Source organism: Yoonia sediminilitoris (assembly GCF_003058085.1).
Classification (GTDB): domain Bacteria; phylum Pseudomonadota; class Alphaproteobacteria; order Rhodobacterales; family Rhodobacteraceae; genus Yoonia; species Yoonia sediminilitoris.
In genome coordinates this window covers 561,015-582,125 of record NZ_QBUD01000001.1, presented here as the reverse complement: position 1 = coordinate 582,125, position 21,111 = coordinate 561,015, and the positions used below count along the sequence as shown (strand labels likewise).

Below are 21,111 nucleotides of genomic sequence, written 5' to 3'. Positions count from 1 at the left end.
CAGACTATAGCGGACAGAACCAAGTCAGGCCATCGCATGACCAAGCAGCTTCCATCTACCAAGCGATCACTGCCGATAGCGCTGTTGCGGGCGCGCGAAGGTGTCATGGCGCCGATCCGCGAAATGCTGGGCGAGACCGGCATCACTGAACAGCAGTGGCGCGTATTGCGTGTTTTGGCCGAGCACGGATCAATGGATTCAACGACGCTGGCGGATCGCGCCAGTCTGCTGTTTCCCAGCCTGACCCGGATCGCGACTGCGATGCGTGACAAGGGGCTGATCACCCAAACCCGGGACAATGTTGACAGGCGCCGCCAGATGATCGCAATCACGCAGGCGGGTCAGAACATCATTGATGATCATACCGAGCACGCCGCGGGGATTGTCGCGGGCTTCCAAAGCCGCCTCGGTCATGAAAACTACGAACAGTTGCTTGATCTGCTGGCCATGCTGGACCCTGACGCACAGGACTAGCTCCTGTATCGGCAGTTGTCCTGAACAGTTTCCATCTTTCGGATTTTGACAAATATCAAGCTAAGCCCATCCCACCCATGCATTTTCAAGGTGCAACCGCAGGCCCAATGCCCGTGATCGCAAGTTTGGAATGAATGGAGGGGATGAAAATGAAAAGGACACGATTGAGCATTGTTCTCGGTATTGTCGCACTCACGATAGCAAGCGGTTGCGCACCAGAACCGGTACCGCGCCCGATTTATGCAGAGCCGGTGTTCGATAAATATGGCAACCCGGATTGTCGGCCGATCGATACCCCCATTGGCGGTGCCTATACGGTCGACCTGCCCATTTGTCCGCAAATTGGCACCGAGCCACAAACTGGCAATGTGCTACAAAGCGCCATTTTTGGACCGATCGACTATGATAATGGGCCGGACAGCGTCTCGGAAAGTGGCTCGGACACAGATGACGAACCCGATACCCCTGATGACGGGGGCGATGACGACGTCACCCCGCCAGATGATGAGGAACCCGGAAACCAGAACCGGAACCGCAATCAGAACCAAAACCAGAACCGGCAGTCTTCGGGTTCTTGAGTTTGTCTTTGACGCAGCAAAAGGGGTTGGCGGTTTGATCATGGTTACATGACGAGATCGTCGCGAAAACATCTTTGTATTTCTGGCGATGGTCCCGCCCACAATTGACCAAAATCAATCGCTCCCCCCCCCGCGTCACATTATGATTTCGGAATGTAAGCCACATCCGGCGGCTGCATCGCCAAAAAACGAGTGATCGGAAGGAGAAAACAATATGGCAACGCCAATCAACCCGGGGAACGTTCAGGACTTTGACCAACCGTTGAATACGTCGCCCGACTATACTGCGATACATGTCTTTAGCACCGCGGACATCACGGCAACATTTGATGGTCAGACGCAGGGTGATGATGGTGCAAACTTCATTGACTTCAGTGGCGCAAACGGCACCAAAGTTACCAAGGACGGGGTGACACTTTATCCGATCGATAGCGAGTTCGGCTTCAACGTGACCGATTTTTCGGGGGCGGAACAGAAGACAATTGACCTCTCCTACACCGAAGGCTGGGCCGGTGATCTTATCATCGGTGATGTGCAGACCGGCCTTGTCATTTCCGATGCACCGACAGATGTTTTCAAAACCCCTGCCGTTCTGGGCACGTGGTTGACCGGTCTTGGTGACAACACGGTCAAAGCCTCGACCGAACATTATTCGGTCATGCAGAATGTCCTTTCTGACCAGAAATATCCCGGTGATCCCGATGCGGTCTATCCGCTGGACGACAACCTGATCCTGCTCAGCCAGAACCCTGATTATGACGGGCAATATGTGGCCGATCTGTTGTCGGGCGCTGTCGAAGGGGTGACGGTTGATGATGTCAATCTTGATGGCGTGGTGGATATCAAGGACCTGCTCAATCCCAATGAATCCACGATTGAATACGACATCGCCTATAGCACCGATTATTCCGTCACAATGAAAGACGACGGCAAACTGCTGTATCGCTGGGGTAACGCGGTCAAGCGTCCCAATGATGTAAGGATCGAAGCACAGCTGCCTCTGCCTGAAGAATGGAAAGAGACTGACCCCCTCAGCGAGTTGAAATCGCTGTTCCGGGTCACGGCAGCCGAACTTGTCGTTCACCACACCATCACCAACAACCCCAACGATCAGATCCGCCCCGAAGATTTCGAAAATGAATCCGCAATCGGGACCCTGCCCACCTACGAGGTGATCACCGATTATGACGGCGACATTGGCCGCACAGTCTGGGCCACAACCGACGATTACTATGCTGGTGATGGCACGCTTTATCCTGCGGGCACGATCCTGCGCGACACAATGCTGGCCGATGCCGTTACAGGCACGTTGCTGGACCAGATTGGCGCAATGTCGTCGGACCTTGAACTGGGCTTTACCAACGCATGGTACACCACCATGGACCGCGAGCCGTTCGAGCCGGAGCTTGACGGTGACACTTATGTAACTGGCCCCCGCTGGCGCCTAAAACCGGACAAATATGGGCAGGATCTGCCCGGTGTTGTTATTCCGATTGACCCCAGTGATCCTTTGCCCATCACAAGTGCCGAAGTGAAATACGAGGTCGGGGCCGAAACGCAGACTGTTATTAATTTGCTGGACTGGGCCACCCCCATTTCCCCACTCGAAATCAGCGCAGGGTGGCAAAACAATGCGGGCACAGTGTCCGCGAACGGTCTGAACCTGACCGACGATTTCGACATCGCCTTTTATATCAAGGGTGATGTCAAACCGGCCACGATTTACAGCACCGAACTTGTGATGGACTACGAAGAAGTCACCCTGCACGAGGTTGGCGCAGAAATCACCGGCACCGAAGGATCGGACTTTCTGGTTGGCATCGGATCAAACAGCTTTACCGGCGGCGCCGGAGAAGATCTGTTTGTCCTGTCCTACGGCACTTCGGTCACGGATGTCATCACCGCCAGCGTGGTTGCCGATTTTGAAGTCGGCGTGGATAAGCTGGGCCTGATCGGCTTCGACGCGCTTGCAGGGTTCAATATCGATAGCGTCGAGGACCGCGCGCTGATTTCGCAGGGCGTGTCCGGCGATGACCTGACAGTGTCCGTTGACGGTGAACTGGTGGCAACGCTGACGGGCGTGGCTGCAGCGCTTGGCGTCGGTGCAGAGGTTGATCCCGGCGAGGGGCTGAGCATTTCGGACAGTTTCCTGATCACGAACCCCGGACCAGGTGAACCAGGCGATGATGACACCATCGTCGGAACTGCAGGGCCGGATGTGCTGACCGGGACAGACGACAGCGATGTCATTCTGGGTCTTGCAGGCAATGACTATCTATATGGTCTGGCCGGCGAAGACGTACTGGATGGTGGCTCTGGTCTGGACCGGCTGACCGGCGGGGCCGACGCGGATGTGTTCGTCTTTGCCGAAGGCACCGGTTTGGATATCGTCTATGACTACACCGATGGCGAGGACATGATCCAGCTTGACGGGATCGACTTTAGCGAAATCACGATTTCCGACTACCGGACCACAGGTGCGATTTTGCAGGCGGGCAGTGATCGCATGATCCTGCGCAACGTGGATTTCACCGACATCACCATTGAAGACTTCATCCCTGACGACGGCATGCTGTTCGCGTGATGCTGACACTCCGGCGTTTCGCGACATGCTGCAAAGGCTGATGCGAAACGCCGCAACCCTATGACGAGAAAGGACAAGACCATGAAAATCAGCACACGTATCCTTGCCACTACCAGCATTGCAGTCTTGCTGGCCGGGTGCGACAATAATTCTAGCTCGACGACGACGCCGGTCGTGCCCACGCCGCCCGCAGGCTATACCTCATTTGCGGACATCATCGTGGATGGTGACGCGTTGCAGGATAAATACACCGACGCAAACGGCCTGTTGCTGCCCGGCATTATGCCCGCAGACGAGGCCGATATTCCCGACGTTGGCAGTGCGACCTACGATGGGTTCATCTCGGGCGACGTGGGCGGAAGCACGTTGATTGGTCAGTTGACGGTTGAAGCGGCCTTTGACACCAACACCATCGACAGCACAGCGACCAACTTCTTTCATGAAACCGACGGGGCCTATACGGGCGACCTGACCGGGGCGGGCCTGCTGGACCAAGATCCGCTACCGGGGGTCTCGCAGGTTTCGACAAACCTTGATGGAACGCTTTCAAACGGCGGCACCGACTATGCGACATCCATCGCGCTTGAAGGCGATATCATCGCGAATGGCACCGATCCCATTGGCGGTGTAGCCGGGTTTGCAGACGGGCTTGTCGGAGCTGAATTCTTTACCGGCGTGTTTGCTGCCGAGCGCTAGACGCCAAACAGACGCGCAGGGAAAAAGGCTTTTGACCCTGCGCGCATTGTCATAGGCGCTAAAAGAATGCCTGAAGCCCCGTGATCGCACGCCCAAGAATCAGCGCATGTACATCATGGGTGCCTTCATAGGTATTCACTGTTTCAAGGTTCACCATATGGCGCATGATGTGGAATTCATCGGCAATCCCGTTACCGCCGTGCATGTCGCGGGAATGGCGGGCAATGTCCAACGCCTTGCCACAGTTGTTGCGTTTGATCAGCGAAATCATCTCGGGCGCGGCGTGGCCTGCGTCCATCAACTGTCCTACGCGCAAGGCTGATTGCAGGCCCAGCGCTATTTCCGTTTCCATATCGGCAAGCTTTTTCTGGAATAGCTGCGTTTGGGCCAGCGGTTTGTTGAATTGCTTGCGGTCGAGCCCGTATTGGCGCGCGGCGTGGAAACAGAATTCAGCCGCCCCCATCACACCCCACGCGATGCCGTAACGCGCGCGGTTCAAGCAGCCAAACGGCCCCTTCAATCCTTCCACACCAGGCAGCAGTGCATCTTCGCCCACCGCCACGTCCTTCATCACGATTTCGCCCGTGGTCGAGGCCCGCAATGACAGTTTGCCTTCGATCTTGGGCGCGGACAGGCCATCCATTCCTTTTTCAAGGACAAAGCCGCGGATCTTGCCGCCATGCGACTCTGACTTGGCCCAGACCACAAAGACATCCGCAAAAGGTGCATTGGAAATCCACATTTTCGACCCGTTCAGCACATAGCCGTCTGCGGTCTTTTTCGCCGTTGTCTTCATGCCCGCCGGGTCAGAGCCTGCGTCCGGTTCGGTCAGGCCAAAACAGCCAATGAATTCACCTGTCACCAGTTTGGGCAGGTATTTCCGGCGCTGTTCTTCTGAACCGTAAGCATGGATCGGATACATCACCAGCGATGATTGCACGCTCATCATCGACCGGTAACCGCTATCGACCCGCTCAACCTCGCGGGCGATCAGCCCGTAGGTGACATAGGATGCGCCCAGACCGCCGTATTCTTCCGGGATGGTCACACCCAGCAGGCCCGCATCGCCCATTTCGCGAAAAATCTCGGGCGCACTTGTTTCGTTGCGATAGGCCTCAAGCACGCGCGGCTGCAATTGCTGCTGCGCAAATGTCTGGGCCGCGTCGCGCAGCATCCGCTCGTCTTCGGTCAGTTGATCGTTTAGCCGCAGCGCGTCAGCCCAGTCAAATGGGCCAAGGTCGGGGCCATGTCCAGCGAGGTCTTTTGCCATTTTATCAGTCCTTTGGATGTGTTTCGGCCAACAGGGTGGCGAATGTGGAAAGCAGTTTATGCTTGAGTATCTTCCCGGTCGCCGCAGCCGGCAGCGCGGTGACAGGAATAATACGAGACGGGCGTTTGTAACTGGCCAGCCGGGAAGCCGCCAGTGCCTCTAACCTGACCAGATCAATCGCCGCCGGATCAGCGCATTGGACAAAGGCAAGGATTTCCTCGTTGCTGCCCTCAACCGCGCGCCCGATGACCGCCGATTGAATCACATCGGGGTCATCATTCAGGGCTGCTTCGACCTCTGGCGGGTAGACGTTGAACCCGCTTCTGATGATGAGTTCCTTGCAGCGCCCGACCACATGCAGTTGACCTTGCGCGTCGATTGCCCCCAGATCGCCGGTGCGCAGCCAGCCATCTTCATCAATAACCTTGGCGGTCTCGACCATATTTCTGAAATAGCCTTTCATCACATGCGGTCCATGGGTCAGAATTTCGCCAGTCATATCATCGCCTTGTGCACCAACGTTCAGGTCAAGCTTGATCTTGATGCCGGGCAAAGCCGGGCCGACACTGGTATCGGCAAGACCCTTTGGATTACGGGTCCCACAAATGCCTGCGGTGCTTTCGGTCATACCATAACCGTTCTGCAATGCGATGCCATAAAAGGCCTCGGCCTTGCGCTTCCATGCCGGATCCAGCGGTGCAGCACCCGAAGATACATAATGCAGCTTGCTGTTCTCAAGCCGTTCCAACCCTTGTTCATGGGTATATTGCATCAGAAGCGCGTGCATTTGCGGCACACCGGGAAAGATGGTTACACCATCGCTCAGCGCCGCGAAAACCCGCGCGGGCTGAAAACGTGTGGCAAGCTGGACAGACGCCCCACAGTAGCTTGCTGCCATCAGCATCGACGCCAGTCCGAACACATGGTTCAGGGGCAACACGCCGTAAAGCCTGTCCTCAGGCGTCATTTGTCGCAAATTGGCAGAGGTCTTGCCCGCAAAGATCAGGTTGGCGTGGGTCAGCATGACCCCCTTTGGCGTGCCTGTGGTGCCAGTGGTATAAAGGATAACGGCTGTTTCATCATCATCGACCGGGTTGCTGGCGCTATGCGTGATCAGCGCAAATTCACCAAAGTCTGTCATGCGCGTTGCAGCAACTGCCCTCTTTGCATGGGTCGCAGCCTCTGACGAGGCTTGCGTCGTATAGACCACCAGTCGGGGCGTCGCATGGTCAAGAACCCGGTCCAGTTCGGCCTGAGTCATGCGTGCATTGACAGGGACGCAAATGGCACCCGTCTGGCTGGCAGCAAAGATAAAGGCCGTGACCACAATGCAGTTTTCCGCGACCAGCAACACCCTGTCACCCTGCTGCACCCCGTGGTCACGCAAGATAACACCCGCTTGTTCAATGGCGGCCTGATGCACAGCGTAGGAATAGGTACGCCCATCAAAATCAATGATCGACAGGGCAGCCGGGGATTGCACTGCCTGGCGCGCCACGAGGTCATGAATATGCGTGATTTTCACGATGAATTCCCCATTGCCCGTGCGGGCCAGAGCCGCGCAAGCGCGACGCGGGCCTCTTGCTCCAATTGCACGACAATCGGCAAGCGGCAGCCGAAGGCCCGCGTGAGGCCTGCGTCAAAGACCGGATAAACCTCTTGGGCGTTCATGATCTGGTCCTTGGTTTGCCAAAATCAGGTGCGCGCTTGGACAGAAACGCATCTATTCCCTCGGCAGCTTCGGGACTGGCAAGTGCCGCAGCCATTGCATCACGTTCCACGTCCATCTGATGCGCCAAGGACCTGCCCTGCGCAAAGCCGCCCTTCCCGCACAAGATCACCGATGTAGTCCGGGCCTCTCGACCAGCTAGCGCAAGCGCACCTTGCAGACCCCCGTAATACTCCGGCATCAATGCGTTGCGCTGCGCTGTATTCGCATTGACCACGACCAGACGGTCGTCCTTGTCCTCGAGACAGGCCAGCGCGGGCATCAGTTGCCCAGCCGTTCCGGCGGAACCCGCTTGAACACGCCTACGGCCGTTGCAATCAGCGTGCCATCGGCAGCCCTGAGGTCGGCCTCGGCGAAAAGGGTTGATTTTCCGCCGCCCGTAATCCGGCCCGTTGCCGTCAGTTCCGTGCCTGCCGGTGCGGGCGCGATGAATTGCGTGGTCAGAGAGATGGTGAGAAACGGTGCACGCCCGGTCGGGTCAACCGTCAGGCTGGCGGTGGCACCGAGTGCGTTGTCAAGCACCGCAACCGCGATGCCGCCATGCATGACCCCATGGCGGTTCATGTGCGCATCGGTCAGCGTCAGATGACAGCGGGCGCGCTTGTCAGCCTGCCCGACGTCCAGTTCGTAGCCGATCAGGCGCTGCGCGCCTGTCTCGCCCCGGATGATCCCGTCTTGTGTCATTGTCAGGCCACCGCCAGCGCGATGAAACGCTCAAGATGATACATGGTGTCGCCAAAGCGGTGATCGACCATTGTCAGGCGCTTGACGAAATGACCCAATTCGTACTCAGCCGTCAGCCCGATGCCGCCATGCATCTGGATGCTTTCCTCGACAACCTGCCTTGCAACCGTACCGATCAGGTTCTTTGTCGCGCTCACATGAACGTCGCGCACCTGCGGTACGGCATCAACATGGCCAGCAAGGTTAATGACCGCCGAGCGCGCCTGCTCAATCTCGAGCGCGACATCGGCCATGCGGTGCTGCAGGACTTGAAACTTGCCAATCGGCACGCCGAATTGCTTGCGCGTCTTGAGGTAATCAATCGTCAGGTCCCTGATCGCTTCCATCAGGCCCAGCGCTTCCGCACAAATCGCCAGCGTGGCCCGCGCGTGCGCCGTGGCAAGCGCATCAAAGGCCGCGCCTTCAGGGCCCAGCAGTGCGCCTGTATCCACCTGACCCTGATCAAGCGTGACCTCGGCAGCCAGTCCGCCACCAACCACCGGATAGCTGCGCAAAGTAATCCCTTTGGTGGCAGTCGGCACAAGGAACAGACTGATCCCGTCCCTGTCCGCCACATCGCCCGCGGTCCGGGCACTGACAATCAGATGATCGGCATTGGGCGCATTCACAACAACCGCTTTGCGCCCGTCCAGAACGTAGCCGTCATTGTTGCGCGTGGCGGAGGTCTGCACATGCGACAGATCAAAACGGCTGGTCGGTTCACCATGCGCAAGGGCCAAATGTGCGGTTCCTGCGATCACTTCTTCGACCAACGCTTTCTGCGCATCATTGCCGCAGGCCGCAATCAGCCCCCCGCCCAGAACGGCGGTGTCAATCAATGGGTCAACCGCCCCGACGCGGCCCATTTCCTCATGTACCAAGGCGAGGTCAAAGCCCGCACCTGCAAAACCGCCTTGCTTTTCGGTGAAAAGCGCACCGATCAGCCCCATCTCGGCCAAGCTGTCCCATATCTTGGGTGAATAGCCCGTGTCGGACTCTGCAATTATCTTTTGCGCGTCGGCGGTATAGCTATCGCGCAAAAGCCGCCGCAGCCCGTCTTGCAGCATCTGGCGTTCGTCGGTCAGGTCAAAATTCATGGTCAGGCCTCAGAGTTCCAGAATGGCTTTGCTGATGATTGCGCGCTGAATCTCGTTCGATCCGCCGTAAATCGACAGCTTGCGGTTATTCAGATATTGGCCTGTTACCGGAGCCGCGTAATCGGGCCCCACTGGTTCCAGATTGCTGCCTTCTTCCAGCCCCTCGCTGGCGAAAGGCATCGCGTAGGGGCCAACAGCCGTGCGCGCCATGGCGTTTATTTCCTGGCGGATCACTGTTCCCTTGATCTTGAGCATGGAGCTTTCCGGCCCCGGCGCCTGCCCGGCTGCCGCTTGCGAGATCACACGCAAGTTGGTGGTGGACATGGCCATCAGATCAATTTCGACACGTGCAATACGCGCGGCGAAATGCGGGTTTTCGATCAGCGGACGACCACCGGATTGTTCGGCCTGCGCAATCCGCTTGAGGTTCGCAAGCCCTGCGTTGGCAAAGCCGACGCCAGCGATATTGGTCCGCTCGTGGGTGAGCAGATACTTGGCATAGGTCCAGCCCTTGTTTTCTTCGCCAACACGGTTGGCCAAGGGCACTTTGACATTGTCAAAGAACACTTCGTTCACTTCCGCGCCGCCGTCGATCAGAACAATCGGGCGCACCTCGATTCCCGGTGTGGTCATGTCGATCAGCAAAAAGGAAATCCCCTCTTGCGGCTTGCCTTCTTTGGAGGTGCGCACAAGGCAGAACATCATGTTCGCATGCTGGCCCAGCGTCGTCCATGTCTTTTGTCCGTTGACGATGTAGTGATCGCCATCGCGCACCGCAGAGGTGCGCAAAGACGCAAGGTCAGACCCCGCGCCCGGTTCGGAATAGCCCTGACACCACCAGTCATCACCGTTCAGAATACGTGGCAGATAATAGTCCTGCTGTTCCCTCGACCCGAACTTCTGCAAAACCGGCCCTAGCATGGCCAGACCGAACGGCACGATCCGGGGGGCATACGCGCGTGTCAGCTCGTCCTCGAATATGTGGCGCTGTACCGCGTCCCAGCCGGTGCCGCCAAATTCCACAGGCCAGTTCGATGCAAGCCAACCGCGCTGATTCACGATCGCGTGCCATTCTTCGTGATCCTGCTTGGTCAGGGATTTGCCCTGCCGCACCTTGTCAGAAAGACGTGTAGGCAGTTCCGCCTTGAGGAAACCGTTCACTTCGTCGCGAAAGGCCCGCTGTTCCGGCGTATAATTCAGATCCATGTCACGTTCCTCTTAATAGATTTCAAACAATCCGGCGGCCCCTTGGCCACCCGCGATACACATCGTCGCCACGCCCAGTTTGGCGCCGCGTCGCTGACCCTCGGCCATCAAATGCCCGCTCATCCGTGCGCCCGTCATCCCAAAGGGATGGCCCATCGCGATAGAGCCACCATTGACGTTGCAGATCGCATCATCAATCCCCAGCCTGTCACGGCAATAGATCGCCTGACTTGCAAAAGCTTCGTTTACTTCCCACAGGTCGATATCGTCCACCGCAAGCCCCGCGCGTTCCAGCAAACGGGGCACCGCAAAGACGGGACCAATGCCCATCTCATCCGGTTCGCACCCGGCAACGGCAAAGCGACGGAACGCGCCCAACGGTGCAAGCCCAAGCCGTTCGGCTTCTTTCGCGTCCATCATCACCAACGCCGCCGCGCCATCGCTAAGCTGCGATGCATTGCCAGCAGTGATATATTGATCGGGGCCGCGCACGGGGGCCAGTTTTTGCAGACCCCCCAAGGTGGTTGAGGGGCGGTTGCATTCGTCCTTGGCAAAGTGATGTTCAACTTCGCTGATCTCTCCTGTTTCGCGATCCTTGACGGCCATCTTGACGTTCATCGGCGCAATCTCGCGGTCAAAATGCCCCGCCTCTTGTGCTGCGGCCATCCGCTGTTGGCTTTGCAGGCCCAGCGCGTCTTGGGCGTCGCGGCTGATGTTGTAACGTGCGGCGACGATGTCAGCGGTTTCGATCATCGGCATGTAGAGTTCGGGTTTATTCTCCAAAATCCACGCCTCGCGGGCGGACCGTGCGGGCGGCTGCACCATCGAAATGCTCTCGATGCCGCCGACAAGCACGGCCTTGGCCCCTTCTTGATTGATCATATGCGCGCCCATAGCGACCGCCTGCAATCCGCTTGCGCAAAATCGGCTGACAGTTGATCCTGCCACGCTGATCGGCAGACCGGCCCGAATGACGATCTGGCGGGCAATATTTCCCCCGGTGACATATTCGGGATAGCCGCAGCCCCAGATGCTTTCTTCGATCAAGCTAGGATCAATGCCCGCGCGTTCGACGGCTGCTGCGGCCACATGCGCGCCCATCACAGCCCCGTGGGTGATATTCAGCGCACCGCGCCCGGCTTTGCTGACCGGCGTGCGTGCGATTGATACGATAACAGCGTCGGACATGGGTTTTCCCTTCAGGCCTTGTTCAGACTGTCGAAATTGCGGCCCTCAGCGACCAGCTGCGTCAGGAGCGGTGCAGGGGTCCAGAAATGGTTGTCGTCTTTGGCAAAGCCTTGGATATCGGCCAGGATCACATCAAGCCCCTGCATATCGGCATATTTCATCGGGCCGCCCCGCCAGCGCGGGAAACCGTAGCCATAAAGAAACACCACATCCACATCGCTGGGGCGTTGGGCGATCCCTTCGGTCACGACACGTGCCCCTTCGTTGACCATCGCGGCCATATAGCGGTGCACGATCTCATCATCGCTGAATCTACGCGGAGTGATCCCTGCATCGCTGCGGGCTTGGGTTACGATGGCCTCTAATTCTGGATCGGAACGGCCCTTGGGGCTGTCTGAGTCATAGATGTAATAGCCCCGCCCGGTTTTCTGCCCAAGACGGCCCGCGTGAAACAGCGCATCAGCGAATGTCGGTGCGCGGTCGCGCGGATGCGCCGTCGCCAACTTGCGTTGCCGCGTGGCATAGCCGATATCCAGCCCTGCAAGGTCGGACACCTGATAGGGGCCCATGGCAAACCCGAAATCAGTCAGGGCCTTGTCAATCTGGTAGGGGCTGGCGCCGTCCAAAACCATATGGTCCGCCGCCGCCCGATAGTGCGAAAGAATGCGATTGCCGATGAAACCGTCGCAAACCCCGGCCCGCACTGCCGCTTTTCCAAGGGTTTTGGCCAGCGCGAAGGCAGTCGCTGTCACGTCAGGCGCAGTCTTGTCGGCGACGACGACCTCAAGCAGTTTCATGATATGGGCGGGCGAAAAGAAATGTAGCCCGATCACATCAGCGGGCCGCGATGTGGCCCCCGCAATTTCGTTCACGTCAAGGTATGACGTGTTTGTTGCAAGGATCGCCCCCTGCGGCAGCACCCGGTCCAATTCCGCAAAGACCTCTTTCTTGACGGCCATATCTTCAAAAACGGCTTCGATCACCAGATCGGCATCGGACAGGGCCCCATAGCCGACAACGGTGCGCAAATTGTCGTTCAGGATCCGGTCATATCCAGCCTGATCCAACTTTCCCCGCTTCATGGCAGACCCAAGGTTGCGGGTGATCGTGGCATGCGCCCTGTCTGCGGCGTCCTTATCCCGCTCGACCAGTGTGACGCGCATGTTGTTCAGCACCGCCGATGTCGCAATCCCTGCGCCCATGGTGCCCCCGCCGATCACACCGATACGGGCAAAGCCGCGCGGCGCAACACCTTTGATTTCGGGCAGCTTTGCCACGGCGCGTTCGGCAAAGAACGCATGGATCATGCCCGCGCGCTGCGGCGTGTCGATCAGGTACAGGAAGAGGCGGCGTTCTTCGGCCAGCCCTTCGGCAAAGGGCAATTTTGTCGCGGCATCCACGGCATCCAGCGCCACAAGTGCTGCCACCTCACCCCTTGCTGTTTTGGCCAGCTTCGCGCGACGGTCCGCCAACAATTCGTCCGCTTGTTGGACCCCCAAGCCACTGACAGGGCGGACAGGTGCGCCTGTCTGCAACAACTCTTGCGCATAAGCCTGTGCCGCGGCGCATATGTCGTTGCCGGTATCAACCCTGTCAATCAGCCCGATGTCGCGGGCCCTGTCCGCCAAGACCGGTGCCCCACTGGTAATCATGTCAATCGCAGGGTCCAGCCCGACCAGCCGCGGCAAACGCTGGGTGCCGCCTGCACCCGGCAACAGGCCCAGCTTGACCTCTGGCAATCCCAGCTTGGTGCCCGCCCGTGCAATGCGGTAGTGCGCGCCCAGCGCGACCTCCAGCCCGCCGCCCAGAGCGGCCCCATGGATGCCTGCCACAACTGGTTTGCTGCAAGCTTCGATCTGGTTGATGACATCAGGCAAAATCGGGGGTTGTGAGGGTTTGCCAAACTCAGAGATATCGGCACCGCCCAAAAACAGCCGCCCCGCCCCAACAACCACCGCAACGCGCGCGTCCGGGTCATTTTCAAACCGCGCAAAGGCATCGGACAGCCCTTGGCGCACTGCGTGAGACAAGGCGTTTACCGGCGCATTGTCCACTGTGATAGTGGCGACATTCTGCACGATTTCATAAGTGACAGACGCCATCAAAATCAGCCTTTCGAGTTGCGCGAAGCATGACGAAAAGGCCGTACGTTTTCAATATACTAAATTGAATTCCAACATGCGGAATTTCTACTGTCCCGAACCCCTGTTCGTTGTCGATGATCCATGCAAAGATCATCCCGACTGGCACCTGTTTGCCGACGGCATTGGCAATCACAAAGACATTCAGCCCGACAGGCGGCGTGATCAGCCCGATCTCGAGCGGTCTGATAACAACGACACCAAACCAGAGCAGATCAAAACCGTAGGTCTCAATCAGCGGGAGGATCGGCACCATAAACGGCAACAGCAGCAGATCATTTCACCCCAAACCTTGCCTCTGCCTGTGACGACCTAAGTCCACCTTTAACAATGGAGCTTCCCGATGCAGATCCTAAGATATGTTTTGGTCGTCCTGGTGGCGATATCCCCATACAGCAGTCTGGCCCAGGGGAGAGCCGCCGCTGTTGGCGTCCAGACGGTCGAGCAACAGATGCTTTCCGAAACTGTTCCGGTGTTTGCAACCGTCACAACCGCCCGCGACGGTGCGGTTGCGGGTCGCATCGCAGGCAATGTGGATAGCGTGAATGTACTTGTGGGGGACCGTGTCGCTCAGGGGGATTTGCTCGTGGAACTGAACCCGGAGCTGCTCACAATCAGGGTTAACCAATCGCGTGCCCAGATCGCCGAGGCGCAAGCAGCGACCGCAACAGCGCGCGCCCGACTTGACCGGACCCAGATCTCATTTGACCGGATTGAAGCCCTCCGCAACACCGCAACCTTCAGTCAGGGCCGGTTTGATGATGTGCAGGCGGACCTGCTTGAGGCCCGATCTCAATTGGAAGAAGCGCGCGCGAGAGAGAAATCCGCCGAGGCGCGGCTGGCTGAAACCCAGTACCAATTGGAGCGAACCCAGATCGTCGCCCCGTTCTCGGGCGTGATATTGGAGGTCACGACAATTCCGGGAGCGTTCATTCAAGCCGGCACATCGGTCGTCCGCATGTTGGACGATGATGCGTTCGAGGTGCAAGCCAACGTGCCCGCCCGCTACGTCGAGGCGCTGGAGCCGGGCGCGCAGGTGATTGCCAAGACAGAAACAGGTACAGAACTGGCGCTGCAACTCCGCGCGGTGCTGCCAGTTGAAGACCCATCGACCCGGACACGTGCTGTCCGGTTTACAACAACGGCTCCGCAGACTGACGCGCTTGTCGCTGTTGGCCAATCACTGACCGTGAACATCCCGATCAGTACTGCGCGCAATGTCCTGTCCGTTCCAAAAGACGCGCTTGTGCAATCCGCTGGCGGCTGGACCGTCTTTGTCGCGGCAGAAGACAAAGCCCAGCCACGCGCTGTCACGTTGGGCGTCGCTTTGGGCGACCGCTACGAAGTGCTGAGCGGGTTGCAGGTTGGTGATCAGGTTGTTGTCCGTGGCAATGAAAGGCTGCGTCCCGGTCAGGATATCGCCGCGTCAATCGTAGGAACAAACTGATGAACCTGATCCGCTATGCGATTGATCGGCCTGTTGCCGTCATTGCCGCCGTATTGATTGCCGTGCTCTTTGGAACATTGGCCCTGTCACGCATCCCTGTTCAACTGGCCCCTGATGTGCGCAAGCCGATCGTTGTTGTCGAAACCAGTTGGCCCGGTGCGGCGCCGTCGGAAATCGAGCGCGAGATCGTGAATCCGCAAGAGGAAACGCTGCGCGGCCTTGACGGGCTGGAAATCATGACTTCGCGGTCACGCACCGGTCAGGCTTCAGTGACGCTGGAATTTGCCGTCGGCACCGACATGAGCCAATCCTTGCTACTGGTGTCCAATCGGCTGGATCGTGTCAGCGGATACCCAGACGAGGCAAGCGAGCCATCGCTCAATACGTCGGGGTCTGACGACAGCCCGATTGCCTGGGTTCTGCTCACCGCGCAGGAGGGGAACAGCCGCCCGATGCCCACCTATGGCGATTTCCTCGAAGACGTTATCAAGGACCGGATCGAGCGGATCGAAGGCGTTTCGGCCGTCAATGTTTTTGGCGGCACCGAACGTGAATTGCAGGTGGTCATCGACCCGCAGCGGCTGTCAAGATACGGCCTGACGGTCTCAGAGGTTGTGCGCAAATTGCGCAGCGAGAATATCTCGATCTCGGCCGGTGACGTTGACGAAGGCAAACGTCGCTATGTGGTGCGCACCGAAAGTAGCCTGAACACCGAAGATGCGATCCGCAGTGTGGTCTTGCGCTCTGACGTGGCAACCGGCGGTGCCGGGCGGGTCCGGGTGGCGGATGTGGCAGAGGTCTCTTTTGCCTATAAGGACGCGACCAGTCGGCTGCGGTTCAAGGGGCAGCCGGGGCTGGCCTTTAACGTCGTGCGCGAATCCGGGGCCAATGTCATCAGCGTCATGGAAGAGTTGCGCGTTGTGCTGGAAGAACTCAGGGCGGGCCCGTTGAATGATGCCGGTCTGAATGCCCAACAGGTCTATGACGAAACCATCTATATTGAAGGTGCCATTGATCTGGTGGTGCAGAACATCTGGATCGGCGGTGCCCTTGCCGCCTTTATCCTTTTGCTGTTTCTGCGCAGCCCGCGTGCGACATTGGTCGTTTCGCTGTCGATCCCTGTGTCGATTGTGGCGACTTTCGTGGTCATGGCGCTGACAGGACGGACCTTGAATGTGATCTCGCTGGCCGGGATCGCCTTTGCGATCGGCATGATCGTTGATGCGGCCATCGTGGTACTCGAAAATATCTTTCGCCTGCGTGAGGCGGGCCATAGCCGCCGCGAGGCCGCCTATCTTGGGGCCAAACAGGTCTGGGGCGCAATTCTGGTTTCGGCACTGACCACCGTTTTGGTGTTCATCCCGATCCTGATCATGCAGCTTGAGGCAGGCCAGCTTTTCCGTGATATCGCCGTGGCCATTTCCGTGTCGGTGCTTTTGTCACTGCTCGTGGCGGTAACAGTCATCCCTGCCCTCGCCAGCCGGCTGCTGCGCGCGGATGACCGACGCCCGATGCGGATTTGGGGCCTTGATCATCTGGCTGCCGGCTTTCGCATGGCTGTGATGGCCTATGTCCGCATCACCGTGCGTTTTCGCGCCATCGGGATTATCATGGTAACCCTGATTGCGGGCGGAGCTGCGATTGCAAGTTGGGCATTCCTTCCGCGACTTGAATACCTGCCCGAAGGCAATCGCAATCTGGTATTTGGCCTGATCATTCCGCCCCCCGGCTATAACCTTGAAACCACCGAAACCATTGCCCAGCGCATCGAAGCGGTTGCACAACCGCTGTGGGAAGCAGCTCCTGCCACCCAGACAGAGGACGGGACCCCCACAATCGACGGCTTCTTCTTTGTTGCGACACCCGGCAACTCGTTTGTCGGCGCGGCCGCAGTGGACGGGCAACGCGCAAGCGAGTTGATCCCTGTGCTGAGCCGCCCGATCTTTGCCGAACCCGGCACTTTTGGTTTCATGACCCAGCCGTCGCTGTTCGGGCGCGGTGTTGGCGGCGGACGGACCATCGAACTGAACGTGTCAGGTCAGGACCTTGATGCAATTCTGGGTGTTGCTGGGCGTGCCGCCGGAATCGTGTCGCAGCTCCTGCCGCGGTCGGAAGGGCACCAGTTCCGGCCGATCCCCGGTCTGGAACTTGGTGCGCCCGAGGTCCGCCTGATCCCCGACAGGCTACGGCTGGCGGATGCAGGGCTGGATAGTACCGCGCTGGCCGCCACCGTTGACGCTTTCAACGACGGATTGCGTGTGGCACAGGTCACGATCGGGTCGGAACGTGTTGATCTGGTGTTGAAAGGTGATCCTTCCGTAACTGCGGCTGCGCGCACGCAAGATGTGGGGAATTATCCTGTTGTCACCCCCGGCGGACAGATTGTGCCGGTATCGGCACTTGCCGACGTCATGCTCACCGCGGGACCCACGGAAATCAGGCACCGCGAACGGTTGCGGACCGTCACGCTTGAAGTCCGTCCCTCGAATGATCTGCCGCTGGAGCAGGCGGTCGAACTGCTTGAAACCCAAGTCGTCGCAACCTTGCAGGAACAGGGCTTGCCCAGTGACATCAGGCTCAGTGTGTCAGGCACCGCCGACCAACTGAGCCAGACATGGTCCGCGATCCAGATCAATCTGATCGTGGCACTGATTATAGTGTTTCTGGTGATGGCGATCCTGTTTGAAAGCTTTGTACTGCCGCTCGTGATCCTGATTGCGGTCCCTGTGGCAGCCGCCGGGGGCGTGGGCGGGCTGGCCGCGCTGAACCTGTATCAGACCCAGTCGCTGGATATGCTCACCCTGTTGGGATTTATCATTCTCGTCGGGATCGTCGTGAACAATGCGATCTTGATCGTGCATCAAACGCTGTATCACTTGCGCGAAGACGGCATGGACCCGATTGATGCCATCGAAGAAGCGACAAGCAACCGGATCAGACCAATATTCATGTCGACCCTGACCAGTGTGATGGGCATGCTGCCACTGATCATCTTTCCCGGCGAAGGGTCAGAACTTTACCGCGGCCTCGGTGCGGTTGTGGTTGGGGGCTTGTCGATGTCGGCCTTTTTGACATTGCTGACAGTGCCGCCCCTGTTGCGGCTGTGCGTGCGCAAACCGGTGGAGGAACCGCAGGCGCAACCTGACATGCAAACCGCATAGGCCCGTCACATGATGGCATAAAGCCGCATCAGAACGGACTGTTCCTTGCGGGCACCGACCCCGGCAAACAACGTGCGATTAACCCAATCGTACCGGGCATCGCCTGTCTCAAGCCGCGCATGGGTGCGCATGTAATAGCTGTCCGCAGGCACGTCTTCACCGCGACCGATGGCTGCAATGACATCAGGCGGGCCATGACGGAACCCGTAGTTCACAATCTCGATTGTGGCCCCGTCATGGGTTTCAAGGGCATAACGTGTGTCCAATTCGGTCAGCCCGTCTGTAAAGATCGTTTGCCAGTCAGCCCCCACATTGAGGACTTTGCCCTGCAATTTCGGGCCATTCATCGTGCCCCCGACAATCGGAATGATCCGGCGCACACCTGCCCGCCCCTGCCCCAACGCGCGGATCGGATCAAGGTCAACGACCAGATCGGTCACATGCTCCAGCTTGGGCGTCGGAAGTTCCATCGCATCAACCCTTTCATCGCAAAACTGTTTACCTACTTAACAATATGCGGTAGTGATGTCGACAAGTGAAAGGGCAATTTCATGGCCAAACCCACAAGAGCACGCCTTCCGACCTCAGAGCCGCTAAAGATGGCCCCCGAACTGGAGGAGCTGATCGGCTACAATCTAAAGCGCGCCTACGTTGTCGTTCAAAAGGACTACCGCGCCGCCTTGGGCGACGGGGGCCTGTCGCCACGAACCTTTGCGGCACTGTCGCTGGCGGTCGCCTACCCCAATCTGACGCAAAGCAATCTGGCGCGCATGCTGGGTATCGAACGGTCGGGCCTTGTTGCTATTATCGATGAACTGGAACGCGACGGCTTACTGAAGCGGACCACAGTCCCGGGCGACCGCCGGGTGCAGGCCTTGGTTCCGCTGGAAGCTGGCATTGCGGCCCACCGTGCGACACTGGCAAAAGTAAAAGCCCATGAAGACAAGCTGTTAGAGGACCTCTCTGACGTGGAAAAAGAGACATTGATTTTTCTGCTTAGAAAAATCCGCCGGCACGAGACGGAAAGCTGACGATGTCAAACCCATCCCAAAATGCCGATTTCTGGTCCTCCGAATTTGATTACGCGCATCGCGAAGACGGCACAATCTTGATGAAACAGCGCGGCACGCCGGACGCATATTCCCCTATTCTTGCCGATTATCTGGACCATTGGGCCGACACCACGCCCGACACGACATGGATTGCCCGTCGCGATCATGGCGGGGACTGGCGCCGCATCAGCTATGGTCAGGGGCGTGCGCAGATCAGGTCGATAGGTGCCGCGCTGCTGGCGATGGGCCTCGGACCGGACCGCCCTTTGCTGATCCTGTCCGAAAACAGTCTGGAACATGCTCTGCTGGGGATGGCCTGCGCCTATGTGGGCGTGCCGTATGCGCCGCTTTCTCCGGCCTATTCGCTCATGTCCAAAGACTTTGGCAAGGTCCGCGATATTGCCGCCTTGCTGTCTCCCGGCGCGATATTCGCCGATGACGGGGCGGCATTTGGTGACGCGATTGCAGCCATCAAGGACAGCGACACAAAGGTTATCAACCTGTCGCATCCAACCGCAGGTGCGGTGACATTCGACAGCCTGCTGCAAGCCGATCCGGCCGGATCGGCGAACGCCCGCGCCGCCTTGTCGCCCGAAAGGACCGTCAAATACCTCTTTACCTCGGGGTCCACCGGCTCCCCGAAAGCTGTGATCAACACCAATCAGATGATCTGTGCGATGGAGGCCCTCGTGCGCGATTGCTACCGCTTCCTGACCAAGAATCCGCCCGTTGTGTTGGACTGGGCACCATGGAACCACACGGCAGGTGGCAACAAGGTCTTTTACATGGTGATGACCAACGGCGGCAGCTATTACATCGACGACGGCCGCCCCGTCCCCGGCAAGTTTGACGAAACCCTGCGCAACCTGCGCGAACTTTCCTGCACATGGTATTTCAACGTGCCCGTCGGCTACGACATGCTGATCGAGGCGCTCGAAGCGGACCCTGCGCTGGCCAAGCAGTTCTTTGGCAACCTGGGCATGATGTTTTACGCAGGCGCAGGGATGGCCCAGCGTACATGGGACAGGTTGCGCGCCGCAGGCCGCGCCGCAACCGGACACGAGGTGCTGCTGGCAACGGGGCTGGGTGCGACAGAAACCGCACCCTTTGCACTGGCCTGCACAGAACCGCAGGAAAAGTCCGGCAACGTTGGCGTGCCGGCACGGGAGCTCACGCTCAAGCTGGTGCCAAGTGGTGACAAGCTGGAGGCGCGCCTGAAGGGGCCGACCATCACGCCCGGCTACTATGGCGACCCTGCGAAAACGGCCGACGCCTTTGACGAGGAAGGGTTTTACCGCATGGGCGACGCCCTGCGACCCGCCGACCCGGATGATTTTTCCAAAGGGTTCTTTTTTGACGGGCGCATTGCCGAGAACTTCAAACTGAACACCGGGACATGGGTGTCTGTGGGTGCGGTGCGCGCCAAACTTGTCGATGCGATGGACGGGCTGATCAAGGACGCCGTCATCACCGGCGAAGACCAGTCGCAACTGGGTGCTATGCTGATCCTGTCGGACACTGCCGCACGGATGAACGTTTCTGAGCGGCACCGTTTGCTGACCGAAAAACTGGGCCTTGCCGCAAAGGCGGCCACGGGCTCTGCCAGTCGGGTCCGGCGGGCAATCATATTGCAGGATTTACCCAGCTTCGACCGCGGCGAGGTGACCGAAAAAGGGTCGTTGAACCAGCGGGCCTTGCGCAACAACCGCACTGATACGCTCGCCCGCCTTTATAGCGACGACCCGGACGTTATCCGGGTCTGACG

19 protein-coding genes are annotated in these 21,111 nt (G+C 58.6%); 8 read left to right on the top strand and 11 right to left on the bottom strand.

Annotation, left to right across the window (positions count from 1 at the left end; translation table 11 throughout):
• The first annotated feature begins 36 nt into the window (after positions 1 to 36).
• From hpaR to C8N45_RS02905, 4 genes are all read left to right on the top strand, one after another.
• Positions 37 to 474 carry a homoprotocatechuate degradation operon regulator HpaR gene (gene hpaR, locus C8N45_RS02920; RefSeq protein ID WP_108384688.1) on the top strand — a complete coding sequence of 146 codons (438 nt, stop codon included), beginning with the start codon at positions 37 to 39 and terminating at the stop codon, positions 472 to 474.
• A gap of 149 nt (positions 475 to 623) precedes the next feature.
• Entirely contained in the window at positions 624 to 1,052 is a 429-nt protein-coding gene (locus tag C8N45_RS02915; RefSeq protein ID WP_133175925.1) for a hypothetical protein, read from the top strand.
• Between the two features lie 214 nt (positions 1,053 to 1,266).
• The gene (locus C8N45_RS02910) at positions 1,267 to 3,636 is read left to right on the top strand and encodes a calcium-binding protein (protein WP_108384686.1); all 2,370 of its coding nucleotides are present in this window, start codon (positions 1,267 to 1,269) and stop codon (positions 3,634 to 3,636) included.
• Positions 3,637 to 3,717: 81 nt separating this feature from the next.
• On the top strand, positions 3,718 to 4,332 hold the full coding sequence (locus C8N45_RS02905) for a hypothetical protein (protein ID WP_114427804.1): 615 nt from the start codon (positions 3,718 to 3,720) through the stop codon (positions 4,330 to 4,332).
• A 58-nt stretch (positions 4,333 to 4,390) separates the two neighbouring features.
• Here the strand turns inward: C8N45_RS02905 and C8N45_RS02900 are convergent, their stop codons facing one another.
• Genes C8N45_RS02900 through C8N45_RS24070 form a run of 10 tightly spaced genes read right to left on the bottom strand, consistent with a single transcriptional unit; the run spans position 4,391 to position 13,942 of the window.
• Positions 4,391 to 5,602 carry an acyl-CoA dehydrogenase gene (locus C8N45_RS02900; protein ID WP_108384684.1) on the bottom strand — a complete coding sequence of 404 codons (1,212 nt, stop codon included), beginning with the start codon at positions 5,600 to 5,602 and terminating at the stop codon, positions 4,391 to 4,393.
• A gap of 4 nt (positions 5,603 to 5,606) precedes the next feature.
• Positions 5,607 to 7,127, bottom strand: a complete 1,521-nt coding sequence (locus tag C8N45_RS02895; protein ID WP_245882527.1) for a class I adenylate-forming enzyme family protein — start codon at positions 7,125 to 7,127, stop codon at positions 5,607 to 5,609.
• Positions 7,124 to 7,273 carry a hypothetical protein gene (locus C8N45_RS23110; protein WP_168769381.1) on the bottom strand — a complete coding sequence of 50 codons (150 nt, stop codon included), beginning with the start codon at positions 7,271 to 7,273 and terminating at the stop codon, positions 7,124 to 7,126. The genes C8N45_RS02895 and C8N45_RS23110 overlap by 4 nt, the downstream gene beginning before the upstream one ends.
• Positions 7,270 to 7,593, bottom strand: coding sequence for a Clp protease/crotonase-like domain-containing protein (locus C8N45_RS02890; RefSeq protein WP_108384683.1), 324 nt, complete (start codon positions 7,591 to 7,593; stop codon positions 7,270 to 7,272). Before C8N45_RS02890 ends, C8N45_RS23110 begins: the two co-directional genes overlap by 4 nt.
• A complete protein-coding gene (locus tag C8N45_RS02885; RefSeq protein ID WP_108384682.1) occupies positions 7,593 to 8,015 on the bottom strand; it encodes a PaaI family thioesterase in 423 nt (140 codons plus the stop codon). Before C8N45_RS02885 ends, C8N45_RS02890 begins: the two co-directional genes overlap by 1 nt.
• Before the next feature lie 2 nt (positions 8,016 to 8,017).
• A complete protein-coding gene (locus C8N45_RS02880; RefSeq protein WP_108384681.1) occupies positions 8,018 to 9,151 on the bottom strand; it encodes an acyl-CoA dehydrogenase family protein in 1,134 nt (377 codons plus the stop codon).
• A gap of 9 nt (positions 9,152 to 9,160) precedes the next feature.
• Entirely contained in the window at positions 9,161 to 10,357 is a 1,197-nt protein-coding gene (locus C8N45_RS02875) for an acyl-CoA dehydrogenase family protein (RefSeq protein WP_108384680.1), read from the bottom strand.
• Positions 10,358 to 10,369: 12 nt separating this feature from the next.
• Positions 10,370 to 11,545 (bottom strand): acetyl-CoA C-acyltransferase, encoded by a 1,176-nt coding sequence (locus tag C8N45_RS02870; protein WP_108384679.1) that lies wholly within the window; start codon positions 11,543 to 11,545, stop codon positions 10,370 to 10,372.
• An 11-nt stretch (positions 11,546 to 11,556) separates the two neighbouring features.
• Entirely contained in the window at positions 11,557 to 13,647 is a 2,091-nt protein-coding gene (locus C8N45_RS02865) for a 3-hydroxyacyl-CoA dehydrogenase NAD-binding domain-containing protein (RefSeq protein ID WP_108384678.1), read from the bottom strand.
• Positions 13,628 to 13,942: a TRAP transporter large permease subunit gene (locus C8N45_RS24070; protein WP_108384677.1), complete on the bottom strand. Its 315-nt coding sequence runs from the start codon at positions 13,940 to 13,942 to the stop codon at positions 13,628 to 13,630. Before C8N45_RS24070 ends, C8N45_RS02865 begins: the two co-directional genes overlap by 20 nt.
• Positions 13,943 to 14,029: 87 nt before the next feature.
• Here C8N45_RS24070 and C8N45_RS02855 point away from each other — a divergent pair, with 87 nt between their 5' ends.
• The gene (locus C8N45_RS02855) at positions 14,030 to 15,133 is read left to right on the top strand and encodes an efflux RND transporter periplasmic adaptor subunit (protein ID WP_108384676.1); all 1,104 of its coding nucleotides are present in this window, start codon (positions 14,030 to 14,032) and stop codon (positions 15,131 to 15,133) included.
• Positions 15,133 to 18,294, top strand: coding sequence for an efflux RND transporter permease subunit (locus tag C8N45_RS02850; RefSeq protein WP_108384675.1), 3,162 nt, complete (start codon positions 15,133 to 15,135; stop codon positions 18,292 to 18,294). Before C8N45_RS02855 ends, C8N45_RS02850 begins: the two co-directional genes overlap by 1 nt.
• A 5-nt stretch (positions 18,295 to 18,299) precedes the next feature.
• Here the strand turns inward: C8N45_RS02850 and C8N45_RS02845 are convergent, their stop codons facing one another.
• Positions 18,300 to 18,764, bottom strand: a complete 465-nt coding sequence (locus tag C8N45_RS02845) for a DUF3237 domain-containing protein (RefSeq protein ID WP_108384674.1) — start codon at positions 18,762 to 18,764, stop codon at positions 18,300 to 18,302.
• An 81-nt stretch (positions 18,765 to 18,845) separates the two neighbouring features.
• On the opposite strand from C8N45_RS02845, the gene C8N45_RS02840 reads away from it, so the two are divergent.
• Both C8N45_RS02840 and C8N45_RS02835 read left to right on the top strand, forming a co-directional pair.
• Complete coding sequence (locus C8N45_RS02840; protein WP_108384673.1) at positions 18,846 to 19,325, top strand: MarR family winged helix-turn-helix transcriptional regulator; 480 nt, start codon at positions 18,846 to 18,848, stop codon at positions 19,323 to 19,325.
• 2 nt (positions 19,326 to 19,327) lie between these two features.
• Positions 19,328 to 21,109, top strand: coding sequence for a feruloyl-CoA synthase (locus C8N45_RS02835; RefSeq protein WP_168769380.1), 1,782 nt, complete (start codon positions 19,328 to 19,330; stop codon positions 21,107 to 21,109).
• Positions 21,110 to 21,111 lie beyond the last annotated feature (2 nt).

Bases quoted from the DNA above. Each gene is read 5' to 3' on its own strand.
- hpaR (WP_108384688.1), top strand. From the start codon at position 37: ATGACCAAGCAGCTTCCATCTACCAAGCGATCACTGCCGATAGCGCTG.
- C8N45_RS02915 (WP_133175925.1), top strand. From the start codon at position 624: ATGAAAAGGACACGATTGAGCATTGTTCTCGGTATTGTCGCACTCACG.
- C8N45_RS02910 (WP_108384686.1), top strand. From the start codon at position 1,267: ATGGCAACGCCAATCAACCCGGGGAACGTTCAGGACTTTGACCAACCG.
- C8N45_RS02905 (WP_114427804.1), top strand. From the start codon at position 3,718: ATGAAAATCAGCACACGTATCCTTGCCACTACCAGCATTGCAGTCTTG.
- C8N45_RS02900 (WP_108384684.1), bottom strand. From the start codon at position 5,602: ATGGCAAAAGACCTCGCTGGACATGGCCCCGACCTTGGCCCATTTGAC.
- C8N45_RS23110 (WP_168769381.1), bottom strand. From the start codon at position 7,273: ATGAACGCCCAAGAGGTTTATCCGGTCTTTGACGCAGGCCTCACGCGG.
- C8N45_RS02890 (WP_108384683.1), bottom strand. From the start codon at position 7,593: ATGCCCGCGCTGGCCTGTCTCGAGGACAAGGACGACCGTCTGGTCGTG.
- C8N45_RS02885 (WP_108384682.1), bottom strand. From the start codon at position 8,015: ATGACACAAGACGGGATCATCCGGGGCGAGACAGGCGCGCAGCGCCTG.
- C8N45_RS02880 (WP_108384681.1), bottom strand. From the start codon at position 9,151: ATGAATTTTGACCTGACCGACGAACGCCAGATGCTGCAAGACGGGCTG.
- C8N45_RS02875 (WP_108384680.1), bottom strand. From the start codon at position 10,357: ATGGATCTGAATTATACGCCGGAACAGCGGGCCTTTCGCGACGAAGTG.
- C8N45_RS02870 (WP_108384679.1), bottom strand. From the start codon at position 11,545: ATGTCCGACGCTGTTATCGTATCAATCGCACGCACGCCGGTCAGCAAA.
- C8N45_RS02865 (WP_108384678.1), bottom strand. From the start codon at position 13,647: ATGGCGTCTGTCACTTATGAAATCGTGCAGAATGTCGCCACTATCACA.
- C8N45_RS24070 (WP_108384677.1), bottom strand. From the start codon at position 13,942: ATGGTGCCGATCCTCCCGCTGATTGAGACCTACGGTTTTGATCTGCTC.
- C8N45_RS02855 (WP_108384676.1), top strand. From the start codon at position 14,030: ATGCAGATCCTAAGATATGTTTTGGTCGTCCTGGTGGCGATATCCCCA.
- C8N45_RS02850 (WP_108384675.1), top strand. From the start codon at position 15,133: ATGAACCTGATCCGCTATGCGATTGATCGGCCTGTTGCCGTCATTGCC.
- C8N45_RS02845 (WP_108384674.1), bottom strand. From the start codon at position 18,764: ATGGAACTTCCGACGCCCAAGCTGGAGCATGTGACCGATCTGGTCGTT.
- C8N45_RS02840 (WP_108384673.1), top strand. From the start codon at position 18,846: ATGGCCAAACCCACAAGAGCACGCCTTCCGACCTCAGAGCCGCTAAAG.
- C8N45_RS02835 (WP_168769380.1), top strand. From the start codon at position 19,328: ATGTCAAACCCATCCCAAAATGCCGATTTCTGGTCCTCCGAATTTGAT.